We start from the raw sequence: 15,447 nt of genomic DNA, 5'->3' as shown, positions 1-15,447 counted from the left end.
ATCCAGAGGCGCTCAATATGTCGTTTTCCCCAAGCATTGCAGGCTCATCCGCAGCTTTGACGGATCTTTCCACCACACTCGCCACGCCCCCGGCCGACGCGTTCGCGCGGCTCGGCGCCACCTTCCTCACCCGCCTGCCCGCCGCGCCGCTCGACGCGCCGTATCTGGTCGGCTTCTCGGCCGACACCGCCGCGCGACTCGGTCTGCCCGAGGGCATCGAACGCGATCCCGGCTTTCTCGACCTGTTCAGCGGCAACGCGACGCGCGCGTGGCCGGCCGACGCGCTGCCGTATGCGTCCGTGTATTCGGGTCACCAGTTCGGCGTGTGGGCGGGCCAGCTCGGCGACGGCCGCGCGCTCGGCCTGGGCGAGCTCGAACACGCGGGCCAGCGCTACGAATTGCAGTTGAAGGGCGCGGGCCGCACGCCGTATTCGCGCATGGCCGACGGCCGCGCGGTGCTGCGCTCGTCGATCCGCGAATATCTGTGTTCGGAGGCGATGCATCATCTGGGCATTCCGACCACCCGCGCGCTGTGCGTGATCGGCTCCGATCAGCCGGTGCGGCGCGAGACCATCGAAACCGCCGCGGTCGTCACGCGCGTGTCGCCGAGCTTCGTGCGCTTCGGCCACTTCGAGCACTTCTATGCGAACGACCGGGTCGACGCGTTGCGCGCGCTCGCCGATCACGTGATCGAGCGGTTTTATCCGCATTGCCGGCAAGCCGACGATCCGTACCTCGCGCTGCTCGGCGAAGCGGTGCGATCGAGCGCGGACCTGATGGTCGAGTGGCAGGCGGTCGGCTTCTGTCACGGCGTGATGAATACCGACAACATGTCGATCCTCGGTCTGACGATCGACTACGGTCCGTTCGGCTTCATGGACGGCTTCGACGCCGGACACATCTGCAATCACTCGGACTCGCAGGGCCGCTACGCGTACCGGATGCAGCCGCAGATCGCTTACTGGAACCTGTTCTGCCTCGCGCAGGGACTGCTGCCGCTGCTGGGCGAGCAGCACGACGAAAGCGTGCGCAGCGAGCGCGCGATCGAGGACGCGCAGCGCGTGCTGGCCGGCTTCAAGGAGCGCTTCGCGCCGGCGCTCGAAAACCGTATGCGCGCGAAGCTCGGCCTCGAACAAACGCGCGACGGCGACGACGCGCTGGTCAACCGGCTATTCGAAGCGATGCACGCGAACCGCGCGGATTTCACGCTGACGTTCCGCAACCTCGCGCGCGTGTCGAAACACGATGCGAACGGCGACGCGCCGGTGCGCGACCTGTTCCTCGACCGCGCCGCGTTCGACGCGTGGGCGACCGACTATCGCGCGCGCCTGGCCGAAGAGAGCCGCGACGACGCCGCGCGCGCCATTGCAATGAACCGCGTGAACCCCAAATTCGTGCTTCGCAACCATCTGGCGGAAACGGCGATCCAACGCGCGAAGGAAAAGGACTTCTCCGAAGTGGAACGGCTCGCCAACGTGCTGCGCCGCCCGTTCGACGAACAGCCCGAGTACGAAGCGTACGCAGGCCTGCCGCCCGACTGGGCGAGTTCGCTCGAAGTGAGCTGTTCGTCGTGACGCGGGTACGCGCTCGCGCATCGGCACCCGCCCGCTGCGCGGAGCACGGCCCCGGTCAACCAGCCGTTCACCGCCTGCACGAAGCAAACCCGCGAGACAACCGAGACAACCGAGACAACCGAGACAGGAACCGACCATGAGCAACCCCGACGATCTCAAGCAGGACGCCCCGGCCGTACAGAAAACCGACGCCGAGTGGCGCGAGCAGCTGTCCGACATCGAATATCAGGTGACCCGCCATGCGGCCACCGAACGGCCGTTCACGGGCCGCTATAGCGACCACTGGGAACTCGGCGTCTACGACTGCGTGTGCTGCGGCACGCCGCTGTTCGAATCGGACACCAAGTTCGACGCCGGCTGCGGCTGGCCGAGCTACTTCCGGCCGATCAACGGCGAGGTGATCGCCGAGAAGACCGACCGCTCCCACGGGATGCTGCGCATCGAGGTGCAGTGCAAAAACTGCGGCGCGCATCTGGGTCACGTGTTCGAGGACGGCCCGGCGCCGACCGGCCTGCGTTACTGCATCAATTCGGCTGCGTTACAATTCGAGCCCAAGTAACGCGCGAACTGAGCCACAACGGGCCGTGGACGAATGCCCAGCGGCGCGGGCACGCGCCGCGGCCACCGCGTGCCGCCACCGCCTACTGGGTGCCGCGGCTTTTTTTGCGCGCGAGAGCGCCCGCCAACTTCGCGCGCCGCGCCCGCTAACCCGCCCTCCACGGCTCGATTCACTCTCCGACCTCCCGACCAGCTAATGAAATTTCTGTTCGATCTGTTTCCGATCATCCTGTTCTTCGTCGCTTTCAAGATCTGGGGCATTTTCACGGCGACGGCAGTGGCGATCGTCGCCACGCTGGTGCAGATCGCGTGGGTGGCGTTCCGCCACCGCAAGGTCGACCCGATGCTGTGGGTCAGCCTCGGCGTCGTCACCGTGTTCGGCGGCGCGACGCTCGTGCTGCACAACGACACCTTCATCAAGTGGAAGCCGACCGTGCTGTACTGGGCGTTCTCGGTCGCGCTGCTGGTGTCGCAGCTCGGTTTCAACAAGAACCTGATCGAAGCGATGATGGGCAAGCAGATCACGCTGCCGCACGCGATCTGGGGCAAGCTGAACATCATCTGGGCGATCTTTTTCGTCCTGCTCGGCCTGCTCAACCTGTTCGTCGCGTATCACTACACGACCGATCAATGGGTCAATTTCAAGCTGTTCGGCGCCACCGGCTGTCTGCTGGTGTTCATCGTCGGACAGAGTCTGTGGCTGTCGAAGTACATGAAGGAAGAATGAGATGAGCGACCTGTTCATGCACGCGAGCACCGCCGAGCGCGCGGCGCTGATCGAAGCGCGCCTGACCGCCGCGCTCGCGCCGGTCGAGTCGATCCGCATCAGCGACGACAGCGCGCAGCACGCCGGCCATGCCGGCGCGGCCGCCGGCGGTCATTTCAGCGTCACGATCGTGGCGGTAGCTTTTGCCGGTAAGCCCCGCGTGGCGCGGCATCGCATGGTGTATGATGCGCTGGCCGATGCCATGCAGCGCGGCATTCATGCCCTTGCCATCACGGCGTATACGCCCGAAGAATTTGCTTTGTTGCCCCGCTAGGAACTTTTCGATGACCTTGAAGAAAACCCGCCTCTGGGTATTGCTGGCTGCATTCGCGGCCGCACCTGCATTCGCACAGAACATCGCCGTCGTGAACGGCACGCCGATTCCGAAATCGCGCGCCGACGCGCTGATCGAACAACTGGTTCATCAAGGCCAGCAGAACACGCCGCAGTTGCAGATGGCTGTGCGCGAAGAACTCGTGAATCGCGAGATCCTGATGCAGGAAGCGCTGCGCCGCGGCCTGCCGAATCGTCCGGACATCAAAGCGCAAATCGCGGTGGCCCAGCAGACGGTGGTGCTGCGCGCGCTGATCGAAGACTTCGTGAAGAACAACCAGCCGACCGACGCGGAAGTCACCGCGCGCTACAACGCGCTCGTCAAGGACGCCGGCGGCAAGGAATTCCATCTGCACCACATCCTCGTCGACAACGAGCAGCAGGCTAAAGACCTGATCGCGAAGATCAAGGGCGGCGCAAGCTTCGAAGAGCTGGCCAAGCAGTATTCGAAGGATCCGGGATCGGGCAAGAACGGCGGCGACCTCGACTGGTCGGACCCGAAGGCCTATGTGCCCGAGTTCGCGGAAGCGGCCACGCATCTGCAGAAAGGCCAGATGACCGACACGCCGGTGCATACGCAGTTCGGCTGGCACATCATCCGCGTCGACGACATCCGCGCGGTCACGCCGCCGCCGCTCGAGCAGGTGCGCGCGCAGATCGTCCAGCAGATCCAGCAGGAAAAGCTGCAGGCGTTCGAAGAGAATCTGCGCAAGAACGCGAAGATTCAGTAAGTCTGCGAACTCCGGATGTGAAAAAGCCGCCCTCGGGCGGCTTTTTTTATTTGCTGCATCGCCCCGCTGAAATTCAGCCGAGGTCCGCGGAGGTTCAGCCGGGAGTCACCGCCGCTCGAGCGGCAACTCCCTACGCGATCAACCGAGCCAGCGGCGTGCGTTCTGGAACACGCGCTGCCACGGGCTCGCGTCCGTTGCGCCCTCGCCCCAGCCTTCCGGATGCCAGCTCATCTGCACCGCGCGATGGACCCGCTCGGTGTGCGGCATCAGCACCGTGAAGCGGCCGTCGGCCGTGGTGACCGACGTGATGCCGTCCGGCGAGCCGTTCGGGTTGAACGGATACTGCTCGGTCGCCTGACCGCGGTGATCGACGTAACGCATCGCCACCGCAACCTTCGCCGCATCGCCCTGCTGAGAAAAGTCCGCGAAACCTTCGCCGTGCGCGACCGCGACCGGAATGCGTGAGCCTTCCATGCCGGCGAAGAAGATCGACGGCGAGCTCTGCACTTCGACCAGCGAGAAGCGCGCTTCGAATTTCTCCGACTTGTTGCGGGTGAACTTCGGCCATGCTTCGGCGCCCGGGATCATCGACGCGAGGCTGCTCATCATCTGGCAGCCGTTGCAGATGCCGAGCGCGAACGTGTCGGCGCGGCCGAAGAACGCTGCGAACATGTCGGCCAGTTGCGCGTTGAAGCGAATCGTCTTCGCCCAGCCTTCGCCGGCGCCCAGCGTATCGCCGTACGAGAAGCCGCCGCACGCGACCGCGCCGGCGAAGTCCGCCAGGTTTGCACGCCCCGCCAGCAGGTCGCTCATGTGCACGTCGTGCGCATCGAAGCCCGCGCGGTAGAACGCATAAGCGGTTTCGAGGTGCGAGTTCACGCCCTGCTCGCGCAGGATCGCGACGCGCGGACGCGCGCCCTTGCCGATGAACGGCGCGGCGACGTCTTGCGCCGGATCGAAGCTCAGCACCGGCGTGATGCCCGGATCGGCCGCGTCGAGCAGACCGTCGTATTCGGCATCGGCGCAAGCCGGGTTGTCGCGCAGACGCGCGATCCGCCAGCTCACCTCGCTCCACGTGCGATGCAGCTCGGCACGCGGTGCTTCGTAGATCTTCTTCGCATCGCGATAGATTTCGATCACGTCGCGCTCGTTGACCTTGCCGATCACGTGCGAGCACGCCGACAGACCTTGTTCGCGCAGCGCGCCGAGCACGGCGTCGCGATCGGCCGCGCGCACCTGCACGACTGCGCCGAGCTCTTCGTTAAAGAGCGCGCGCAGCGTGCGGTCGTCGCGACGGCCGCTGGTCTGCTTCGCCCAGTCCTTCGCGTCGCCGAAATCGGATTCGTGGTTCGCGTCGAGCACCAGCATGTCGACGTTCAGCGACACGCCCGCGTGACCCGCGAACGCCATTTCGCACACCGTCGCCCACAGGCCGCCGTCCGAGCGGTCGTGGTACGCGAGCAGCTTGCCATTCTGGTTGAGCGCCTGGATCGCGTTGAAGAAGCGCTTCAGGTCTTGCGGATCGTCGACGTCCGGCACCGTGTCGCCGACCTGCTGGGTAACCTGCGCGAGGATACTGCCGCCGAGGCGATGCTTGCCGCGACCGAGGTCGATCGCGATCAGCACCGTTTCGCCGACTTCGCCGATCCGGCGCAGTTGCGGCGTCAGATGTTTGCGCACGTCTTCGACCGGCGCGAACGCCGAGATGATCAGCGACACCGGCGCGACCACTTCCTTCGCAACGCCACGATCTTCCCAGCGGGTGCGCATCGACAGCGAATCCTTGCCGACCGGAATGCCGATCCCGAGCGCCGGGCACAGTTCCATGCCGATTGCCTTGACCGTGTCGTACAGCGCCGCGTCTTCGCCCGGCGCGCCGCACGCGGCCATCCAGTTCGCCGACAGCTTGAGTTTATCGAGCGACGCGATCGGCGCCGCCGCGATGTTGGTGATCGCCTCGCCGACCGCCATGCGGCCGGAGGCCGGCGCGTCGATGACCGCGAGCGGCGTGCGCTCGGACATCGTCATCGCTTCGCCGGCAAAGCCCGCGTAGTCGAGCGTGGTGATCGCGACGTCGGCCACCGGCACCTGCCACGGACCGACCATCTGGTCGCGCGCGGTCGTGCCGCCGACCGAGCGGTCGCCGATCGTGATCAGGAACGACTTGCTCGCGACCGTCGGGTGGCGCAGCACGCTCTGCGCGACCTCGGCCAGCGCGAGGCCGGTCACGTCGACCGGTTCGAACTTGCGCTCGACCCGCTTGACGTCGCGATGCATGCGCGGCGGCTTGCCGAGCAGCACTTCCATCGGCATGTCGACCGGTTGATGCGCGCTTTCCGGCGTCTCGGCGTCGATCAGCTTGAGCTGACGCTCGGCGGTGGCCGTGCCGATCACCGCGAACGGGCAGCGCTCGCGCTTGCACATCGCTTCGAAAGCCGGCAGATCGGCCGGCGCGATCGCCAGCACATAGCGCTCCTGCGCTTCGTTCGACCAGATTTCGCGCGGCGAAAGCCCGCTTTCCTCGAGCTGGATCTTGCGCAGCTCGAACACCGCGCCCTTGCCGGCGCCGTCGACCACTTCCGGGAACGCGTTCGACAGACCGCCCGCGCCGACGTCGTGGATGCTTAGAATCGGATTCTTGTCGCCGAGCTGCCAGCATGCGTTGATCACTTCCTGCGCGCGCCGCTCGATTTCCGGGTTGCCGCGCTGCACCGAGTCGAAGTCGAGTTCGGCAGTGTTGGTGCCGGTCGCCATCGAACTCGCGGCGCCGCCGCCCATCCCGATGCGCATGCCCGGGCCGCCGATCTGGATCAGCAGCGAGCCTTCCGGCAGATCGTGCTTGTGCGTGTGCTGGTCGGAGATGTTGCCGATGCCGCCCGCGATCATGATCGGCTTGTGATAGCCGCGCACGACGCCGCCGACATTCTGCTCATACGCGCGGAAGTAGCCGCCGAGGTTCGGGCGGCCGAATTCGTTGTTGAACGCGGCGCCGCCGAGCGGGCCGTCGATCATGATTTGCAGCGGCGACGCGATGCGGTCCGGGCGGCCATATGCTTCGTGCTGGTCGGCAGGATTGCGCTGGGCGAGCGGCTGCGCGGTGTCGCGCGCGTTCTCCCAGCTTTCCACCCCACCCGGCAGTTCGAGGTTCGACACCGTGAAGCCGGCCAGACCCGCCTTCGGACGCGCGCCGCGGCCGGTCGCGCCTTCGTCGCGGATTTCGCCGCCGGCGCCGGTCGCGGCGCCCGGGAACGGCGAGATCGCGGTCGGGTGGTTGTGGGTTTCTACCTTCATCAGCGTGTGCGTGAGTTCCACGCGGCGCTGGTAGTGTTGGGGCAACGGGTTCGCGTCACCCTGCTCCGGCGTGCGCGGGAACCAGCGCTCGGCCATTGCGCCGACCATGATCGCCGAGTTGTCCGAATACGCGACGATCGTGCCCTGCGGATTGAGCTTCTCGGTATTGCGGATCATGTTGAACAGCGACAAGTCCTGCTTCTCGCCGTCGATGGTCCAGTCCGCGTTGAAAATCTTGTGGCGGCAGTGCTCGCTGTTGGCCTGCGCGAACATCATCAGTTCGACGTCGGTCGGGTTGCGGCCAAGCTTCGTGAACGCGTCGACCAGGTAGTCGATTTCGTCGTCGGCGAGCGCGAGGCCCAGTTCCGTGTTCGCGGCTTCGAGCGCGCCGCGGCCGCTCGCCAGCACATCGACGGTTTGCAGCGGCTTGGCCGGCAGTTCGTCGAACAGATGCATCGCCTGGTCGCGCGACGGCGCGACGCTTTCGGTCATGCGGTCGTGCAGCGCCGCGGCGACCGCCGCGCGCGCTTCGTCGGACAGCGTCTTCTTGCCGCCGAGCAGGCCGCTTTTCAGCACCACCGTGTACTCGACGCCGCGCTCGATCCGGCGCACCTGGGTCAGACCGCACAGATGCGCGATGTCGGTAGCCTTGCTGGCCCACGGCGACACCGTGCCGAAGCGCGGCACCACGAGGAAGGTTTCGGCCGCGCCGCGTTCCTTGCCCTCTTCGAACGGATCGCCGTAATGCATCAGCGCCGCGACCTTCGCACTGTCTTCAGCGGACAGCGGCGTTTGCGCGTTGACGAAGTGCAGGTATTGGCCGCGCACGCCGGTGATATTCGGATCGATACGCGTGAGCGTTTCGAGCAGACGGGTTTGACGGAAATCGGAAAGGGCCGAAGCGCCGGGGAAACACGAGAAGTGGGCCATGGGACTTGGACGTTGCGTCGCTCAATGATGCCGGGGAGTCGCGCATGCAGGCGACGTGAGGCGGAAAGGAAGTGCGGGATTATACCCCGGGAACGCGCTTCCAACGGGCCTCGCGGTGCGTCGGCCGGGGCTTTTCGGTGCGCCGGCACGCTTGCCCGGCGCTGCCCGCCGCGTCGCCGGGCGGGCGGTTTGACTGCTATCATTCGGCGTTTTCACCAGATCGGCGCGCGCGAAAAAGCTCACGCAACGCGGCGCGCCGCATGTCACAACCAGCGGGTGCGCGCGCGAGCCGCCCGCCGGCACATCGAATCAGAGCAATGGATGTCATCGTCATCGGCGGCGGGATAGCGGGCGTCGCCACCGCCTACCAGTTGCGCGCGGCCGGCCACCGGGTCTGCGTGGTCGAGCGTCACGCGACCGTCGCGCAAGGCGCCACTTACGGCCAGGGCGGCAACGTGCTGCCGACGCCGCTCGACGTCTGGTTCGGCCCGACCTTCATGGCGAGCCGCCACAACGCGAAAAACGGGGTAATCAACAAGGCCGGTTTCAACGGCGCCGCGCGGCAGTTCGTCAAGCAGCTGGCCGAGTGGCAGGAGCCGGCCGCGTTCGCCCGTCAATACACGCTGTTGCGGCCGCTGATCGAAGCGTCGCGCGAAGCGATGGCCGACGTCGAGAGCCGCTTCGGCCTCGAATTCGAACAGGCGAGCGGCATTCTGTATCTGGTGCGCGCCGCGCAGGAGTGGGAACAGAGCGCGAGCGCGCTCGATCTGCTGCGCCAGTTCGAAGTGCCGCATCACGTGCTGAGCCCGGCCGAGTGCGCGGCCTTCGAGCATGCGGTGCCGACCGGGCCGGAATTCGCCGGCGGCGTGCTGTTCGAGCACGAGCGCACCGCCAACTGCCCGCTCTTTACCAAGCTCATCAAGCAGGTGCTCGATAACCAGGGCGACGTGCAGTTCATGGCGGGTCGCGAAGCGACTTCGATCCGTCTCGACAGCCAGCGCGCGGCGGTCGAACTGGCGTCGCGCGAAAACGGGTCGCGCTCGCGCGAGGTCGACGTGATCCAGGCCGATGCGGTCGTGGTCGCCGCCGGCTACGGTAGCCTCGCGCTGCTCGAACGCGCCGGGCTGCAACTGCCGTTGCATCCGCTGCGGCTGCATTCGCTGGTCGCGCCGATCGCACACGAGGAATTCGCGCCGCATGTGGCGATCGTCGATGCGGTCAAGCGGATCGGCATCAGCCGGATGAATCACCGGCTGCGGATCGCCGGCGGCGCGGTGCTGCAAGGCGCCGGCCAGGTCGACAAGCCGCTCGGCGACGCGCTGACCCGCGAAGCGCTCGCGCTGCTCGGCCAGGCGACCCACGACTGGATTCCGGGCGCCGCTCGGATTTCCGCCGCGCTGCCGTGGGAAGGTGTGAAGCTGCTGTCGCCGGACGGCTTGCCGGTGATCGGCAATGCGCTGCACCCGCGCCTGTTCGTCAATGCCGCGCATGGGCCGGCGGGCTGGGGCCTCGCGTGCGGCGCGGGCCAGCTGATCGCCGAACTGGTGTCCGGGCAGACGCCCGCGCTGCCGTCCGACACGCTCGCCGCGTTGCGGCCGGAACGCTTCCGGTAAATCCCCGCCTCGCTGCGCGCGCAGCGAAACACCCACGCAGCGCACGTCCATCGGCACTACCATAGCGATTCACCCGACTGCCCGCGTCGCCGCGGGCGCCTCGCCAGATTCCGCCATGACAGACGCCGACAACTCGCTGCCGATCCTGCTCGATCCACTCGCGCCCTCCACCCCGCGCGCGCTGCCGCTACTGACGCTGACCGATCTGCGGATCGCCGAAGCGCAAGCGGCCGCGGCGCTGCCCGAACACACGCTGATGGCGCGGGCCGGTCACGCGGCCGCGCGCTGGCTGCTCGAACGGATCGCCGCGGATACGTCGGTGATCAAGTCGCAGCAGCGCGTGTGGCTCGCCGCCGGCCCCGGCAACAACGGCGGCGACGCGCTCGTGGTCGCGACGCAATTGCACAAGGCCGGCATCGCGGTCGAAGTCTGCATGCCGGTCGAAGTGAAACCGGCCGACGCGCGCTGGGCGCTCGACGCCGCGCGCGCCGCGGGCGTGCCGATCGACGCGGCGCCGCCCGCCTCGCTCGACGGTTATGGCTGGCTCGTCGACGGGATGTTCGGGATCGGTCTCGCGCGTGAGCTCGACGGCGTGTTTGCGGTCATGGCCCGGCAGTTGTCGCAACGCACGAAGGCCCGCTTGAGCCAGGGCGCGGTGCTCGCGCTCGATGTGCCGAGCGGGCTCGATAGCGACACCGGCGCGGTGATCGGCGGCCCGGGCGCGGCGGTGGTCCACGCGACCCATACGATCACGTTCATCGGCGCGAAGCCGGGGCTGTTTACCGCGCAGGGGCGCGATCTGTCCGGTCAGGTGACGGTCGCGCCGATCGGGCTGAGCAAGGGCGTCAATGGCAACGGCAACGGTGCGGGCACCTCAGCCGGCGGCGACGCCAGCGGCAGCTCCAACGGCAATGCCGGCAACACCCGGCACACCCCGCGCGCGGCGATCCAGCTGAACGCGCCCGAACTGTTCGCCCCGTTCATGCCGCCGCGCGACTTCGCGACCAACAAGGGCACCTTCGGCAGTCTCGCGGTGGTCGGCGGCGACACCGGCATGTGCGGCGCACCGATCCTCGCGGCGCGCGCCGCGCTTTACAGCGGTGCCGGCAAAGTCCACGTCGCGCTGCTCGGCGAAGGCGCACCGCCGTACGATCCGCCGCACCCCGAACTGATGCTGCACCCGGTCGATACGCTGCCGCTTGACCGGATGGACGGGCTCGCGATCGGCTGCGGGATGGGACAGCGCGAACGCGCGACGAAGGTGCTGCACGACGTGCTGGCCCTCGACGTCCCGAAACTGTTCGACGCGGACGCGCTGAACCTGTTCGCGAACGACCCGGCGCTTGCCGCCGGATTGACCGCGCGCGGCGTGCAAGGCGATCCGTGCATCCTGACGCCGCATCCGCTCGAAGCGGCGCGTCTGCTCGGCAGCGATGCGCACAGCGTGCAGCGCGACCGCCTCGCCGCCGCGCGCGCGCTCGCCGCGCGCTTCGCCAGCGTGGTCGTGCTCAAAGGCGTCGGCACGATCGTCGCCGCGCCCGATGGCCGGCTCGCGCTGAACCCGACCGGCAACGCCGCGCTCGCGACGGGCGGCACCGGCGACGTGCTCGGCGGCATCATCGGCGCGCTGCTCGCGCAGCATCTGCCGCGCTACGAAGCGGCGCTCGCCGGCGTCTACCTGCACGGCCTCGCCGCCGACACGCTGACCGCGCAAGGTCATGGTCCCGCGGGGCTGACGGCCGGCGAACTCGCGCCGATGGTGCGGACCTTGCTGAACCGTCTGTTCTATCCGCTTTAACCGGGCGGCTTGTCGCGCATCCCCGCTATACTGAATGTCTGCGCCGCGCGCCGGATCGATTGTTAGTAATCCATCGCCGAATCCGGTCGCGTAGCATCGCTCTGACTGCATCGCATCATTCTCGGCCGCGCGTGATGCGCGCGCCTTCCTTCGTGCCCCTTGGTTAGACGGACGCTATGACCCAGAACTCGCTCCCCTCCTGGTCCTCGCTGCAAACGCATTACGACAAGATTCGCGATGCGCATCTGCGCGACTGGTTCGCCCCCGAGAACGATCCCGCGCCCACCCGCGCCGAACGCTTCACGTTCGCCGGCGGCGGTCTCGCAGCCGATTTCTCGAAGCACCGCATCACCGACGAAACCCTGCAACTGCTTGTGCAGCTCGCGCGCGAAGCCGGCGTCGAAAAGCGCCGCGACGCGATGTTCGCGGGCGACGTGGTGAACCCGACCGAAGGCCGCGCGGCGCTGCACACCGCCTTGCGCGCAACCGACCCGAACGCACCGTTCTTCGCCGAAGTGCAGGCCGAGCGCAAGAAGATGGCCGCATTCGCCGAACAGGTGCGCAGCGGCGCGTGGACCGGCTATACCGGCAAGCGGATCCGCCATGTGGTGAACATCGGTATCGGCGGCTCGGACCTCGGTCCGAAGATGGTCGTGCACGCGCTGCATCATCTTGCCACCCCGGATATCGCCACGCATTTCGTGTCGAACGTCGACGGCGCCGATCTGTACAACGTGATGCAGCAGATCGATCCGGAAGAGACGCTCGCGATCATCGTGTCGAAAACATTCACGACGCTCGAGACGATGACCAACGCGCGCTCGCTGCGCGACTGGTTCGTCAGCAAGGGCTGCCCGGAAAGCGCGCTCGCGAAGCACTTCGTCGGCGTGTCGGCGAACACCGCCGAAGTCGTCAAGTTCGGCATCGCGAAAGAGAACGTGTTCGAAATGTGGGACTGGGTCGGCGGCCGCTATTCGTTGTGGTCGGCGGTCGGTCTGTCGATCATGATCGCGGTCGGCCCGCAACAGTTCGAGGAACTGCTGGCCGGCGCGAATGCAATGGACCAGCATTTCCGCGACGCGCCGCTCGAAAAGAATCTGCCGGTGCTGCTCGGCATGATCGGCATCTGGTATCGCAACTTCTTCGGCTCGCAGAGCTATCTGGTTGCGCCGTATTCGGAGGCGCTGCATTTCCTGCCGTCGTATCTGCAACAGCTTGAAATGGAGAGCAACGGCAAGTCCGCCCGACTCGACGGCGCGATGGTCGATTACCCGACCTCGGCGGTCACCTGGGGCGAGCCCGGCACCAACGGCCAGCACGCGTTTTTCCAGATGCTGCATCAAGGTCCGACGATCGTGCCGATCGATTTCATCGCGGTGCTCACGCCCGAACATCCGCTCGCGAGCCATCATCCGAAGCTGCTGGCGAACTGCTTCGCGCAAAGCGAGGCGCTGATGCTCGGCCGCACGCTCGAAGAAGCGAAGAAAGTGGCCGGCCCAGACAAACCAGAACTCGCGCCGCACCTCGTGTTCCCCGGCAACCGGCCGACCGCGACGCTGCTGCTTGATGCATTGACCGCGCGTACGCTCGGCGCATTGATCGCGCTGTACGAGCACAAGGTGCTGGTGCAGGCGTCGGTATGGAACATCAATCCGTTCGATCAGTGGGGCGTCGAGCTCGGCAAGATTCTCGGCAAGGTGGTCGAGGCCGATCTGACCGCCGCGAGCGTCGATGCGAACAAGCACGATTCGTCGACGTCGGCGTTGATCGCGCGCGCGCGAGCGGCGTTGAAACGGTGAGAGTGGCGCGCGCGTGAGTGCGTATGAGTGCGCGTGAGATGCAATAAACCAGGCGGGCTACGGCCCGCTTTGTTTTTGCTCAGCGGGCGTGGATCACGCGAGCCGGCCCGCGTCGATCGTCACTGTCTTATCGCAGCGGCGCGCCAGCTCGATGTCGTGCGTGACCAGCACCAGCGTCGCGCCATGCGCGCGATTCATCTCGAACATCAGATCGATGACCGCGTGGCCGGTGGCCGCGTCGAGACTGCCGGTGGGCTCGTCGGCGAACAGGATCGCCGGACGCGTGACGAACGCGCGCGCCAGCGCGACGCGCTGCTGCTCGCCGCCCGACAACAGCTTCGGATAATGGCCGGTGCGCTGGCCGAGCCCGACCTGTTCGAGCAGTTCGCGCGCGCGCTGGGCAGCCTCGCGCGTACTGATCCCGCCTTGCAGTTCGAGCGGCAACGTGACGTTTTCGAGCGCGGTCAGATGCGGCATCAATTGAAACGACTGGAACACGAAGCCGACCGAGCCGCTGCGCAGCGCCGCGCGCTGGTCTTCGTCCAGTTCGCCGAGCTCGCTGCCGAGCAGTCGAACCGAGCCCGCGCTCGCGCTGTCCAAACCCGCGAGCAAGCCGAGCAGCGTAGACTTGCCCGACCCGGATGCGCCGACGATCGCGACGCTGCTGCCGGCGTCGATCGCCAGATCGATGTCGTCGAGAATCGTCAGTTCGCCCGTTGCATCCTTAACCCTCTTGCACAAACCCCGCACTTCAATGACTGGATCAGTTCTGTTTGGCATGGTGAAGCGTAGGTTGAAAGTGCGCGCCCTCGTCCCTCGCGCCGCGGCGCTGAGCGCTGCATGCGGCGCCACGATGATGGCCGCCGCGCTGGTTGCGTTGCCGTTGCCGGTTCATGCGGCCAATGCGCCGGACCCCGCGAAGCCGGTGATCGTCGTGCTCGGCGACAGCATCTCCGCCGAATACGGCCTGCCCCGCGATACGGGCTGGGTCGCCTTGATGCGTGAGCGCCTCGCCGCGGAGCGAATCGATTATAGCGTCGCCAATGCGAGCATCAGCGGCGATACGACAAGCGGCGGCCGCGCGCGTCTGCCCGCGTTGATGGAACGTTTGAAGCCGCGCATCGTGGTCGTCGAACTCGGCGCGAACGACGCATTGCGCGGCGTGCCGCTCGCGACCACCGAAGAGAACCTGCGCACGATCATCGAACAGGCGCAGCAGGGGCACGCGAAGGTCGTGCTGGTGGGCATGTACGTGCCTCCGAACTACGGCCCCGACTATACGCAGAAGTTCCACGGGCTCTACGGGCAACTGTCGAAGGAGTTCAAGGTGCCGCTCGTGCCGTTTCTGCTGGCCGGCATCGCGGATAAACCGGACATGTTCCAGGCCGATCAGATTCATCCGAACCAGCAGGCACAGCCCGTGCTGCTGAACAACGTGTGGCCCACTCTGAAGCCACTTCTTCGCACAAGTTCGCCGCACTGAAAACCTGCTAACAACTTGTTTCCCGAACTAAGGGGACGCGGATCGCAACAGCCGAAGCGACGCCTTCGCCATCCCGCACCCCGGCTCATTCCTGAGCGACTTCTGAGGAGATAACGTGAAATATTTACCACTCATCGGTTTGACGGTTGCCATCTCGGCTTGCGCCGCACAACCGCCCGCTGGCGTTCAATCGGTCGGGCAAAGCCAGCAAGCGCCGCGCGCGGTCGCCAGCTGCATCGCGCAGAAATGGGCGGACAAGTCGCAGCAACAAGTGGTCTCGCAAACCACCCTCGCCAACGATCAGGCGATGGACGTCTACGTGCCGGGTCAGCAGCCGCCTAACGGCGCCGCCGCGGTGGTGCGGCCGTCGTACACCGGCAAGGGCACGTGGGTCGGCTTCCGCGCGGGTAGCGGCGGCGCCGGCGGCGATGCGACGGGCGCGATCAGCGGTTGTCTGTGAAGCTGACGCAGCCGTTGCGACAGCGCGCCGATTCCGGGCGCACGATGAAAAAAGCCCCGCGATTGCGGGGCTTTTTTCTGACGGCGAGCAACGCCTTCTGTCCTGCTCTGG

General features: G+C 66.7%; 12 protein-coding genes. 10 read left to right on the top strand and 2 right to left on the bottom strand.

The features are described from left to right. The first annotated feature begins 17 nt into the window (after positions 1-17). The 5 genes from LJ656_RS02295 to LJ656_RS02275 all read left to right on the top strand — a co-directional run bounded on the left by LJ656_RS02295 (position 18) and on the right by LJ656_RS02275 (position 3,962). Positions 18-1,574 (top strand): protein adenylyltransferase SelO, encoded by a 1,557-nt coding sequence (locus tag LJ656_RS02295; RefSeq protein ID WP_230507645.1) that lies wholly within the window; start codon positions 18-20, stop codon positions 1,572-1,574. 136 nt (positions 1,575-1,710) lie between these two features. Then, positions 1,711-2,133 carry a peptide-methionine (R)-S-oxide reductase MsrB gene (msrB, locus tag LJ656_RS02290; protein ID WP_230507644.1) on the top strand — a complete coding sequence of 141 codons (423 nt, stop codon included), beginning with the start codon at positions 1,711-1,713 and terminating at the stop codon, positions 2,131-2,133. A gap of 195 nt (positions 2,134-2,328) precedes the next feature. Then, positions 2,329-2,859, top strand: coding sequence for a septation protein A (locus tag LJ656_RS02285; protein WP_075299502.1), 531 nt, complete (start codon positions 2,329-2,331; stop codon positions 2,857-2,859). A 1-nt stretch (position 2,860) separates the two neighbouring features. Further along, positions 2,861-3,172, top strand: coding sequence for a BolA family protein (locus LJ656_RS02280; protein ID WP_230507643.1), 312 nt, complete (start codon positions 2,861-2,863; stop codon positions 3,170-3,172). A 10-nt stretch (positions 3,173-3,182) separates the two neighbouring features. After that, positions 3,183-3,962, top strand: coding sequence for a peptidylprolyl isomerase (locus LJ656_RS02275; RefSeq protein ID WP_230507642.1), 780 nt, complete (start codon positions 3,183-3,185; stop codon positions 3,960-3,962). Positions 3,963-4,100: 138 nt separating this feature from the next. On the opposite strand, the gene purL is transcribed toward LJ656_RS02275, so the two are convergent. Beyond that, entirely contained in the window at positions 4,101-8,183 is a 4,083-nt protein-coding gene (purL, locus tag LJ656_RS02270) for a phosphoribosylformylglycinamidine synthase (protein WP_230507641.1), read from the bottom strand. Between the two features lie 317 nt (positions 8,184-8,500). On the opposite strand from purL, the gene LJ656_RS02265 reads away from it, so the two are divergent. From LJ656_RS02265 to pgi, 3 genes are all read left to right on the top strand, one after another. Beyond that, a complete protein-coding gene (locus LJ656_RS02265) occupies positions 8,501-9,796 on the top strand; it encodes an FAD-dependent oxidoreductase (RefSeq protein ID WP_230507640.1) in 1,296 nt (431 codons plus the stop codon). A gap of 115 nt (positions 9,797-9,911) precedes the next feature. Beyond that, positions 9,912-11,594 (top strand): NAD(P)H-hydrate dehydratase, encoded by a 1,683-nt coding sequence (locus LJ656_RS02260; protein WP_230507639.1) that lies wholly within the window; start codon positions 9,912-9,914, stop codon positions 11,592-11,594. Between the two features lie 176 nt (positions 11,595-11,770). Beyond that, positions 11,771-13,393 carry a glucose-6-phosphate isomerase gene (gene pgi, locus LJ656_RS02255; RefSeq protein ID WP_230507638.1) on the top strand — a complete coding sequence of 541 codons (1,623 nt, stop codon included), beginning with the start codon at positions 11,771-11,773 and terminating at the stop codon, positions 13,391-13,393. 93 nt (positions 13,394-13,486) lie between these two features. Here the strand turns inward: pgi and LJ656_RS02250 are convergent, their stop codons facing one another. Next, positions 13,487-14,173 (bottom strand): ABC transporter ATP-binding protein, encoded by a 687-nt coding sequence (locus LJ656_RS02250; RefSeq protein ID WP_230507637.1) that lies wholly within the window; start codon positions 14,171-14,173, stop codon positions 13,487-13,489. On the opposite strand from LJ656_RS02250, the gene LJ656_RS02245 reads away from it, so the two are divergent. Beyond that, positions 14,172-14,876 carry an arylesterase gene (locus LJ656_RS02245; protein ID WP_230507636.1) on the top strand — a complete coding sequence of 235 codons (705 nt, stop codon included), beginning with the start codon at positions 14,172-14,174 and terminating at the stop codon, positions 14,874-14,876. The genes LJ656_RS02250 and LJ656_RS02245 overlap by 2 nt on opposite strands. A gap of 115 nt (positions 14,877-14,991) precedes the next feature. Beyond that, on the top strand, positions 14,992-15,336 hold the full coding sequence (locus tag LJ656_RS02240; protein ID WP_230507635.1) for a hypothetical protein: 345 nt from the start codon (positions 14,992-14,994) through the stop codon (positions 15,334-15,336). Positions 15,337-15,447 lie beyond the last annotated feature (111 nt).

The sequence above is a fragment of the Paraburkholderia sejongensis genome (assembly GCF_020880815.1).
GTDB lineage: Bacteria > Pseudomonadota > Gammaproteobacteria > Burkholderiales > Burkholderiaceae > Paraburkholderia > Paraburkholderia sejongensis.
This window is presented reverse-complemented; position numbering and strand designations above follow the sequence as displayed.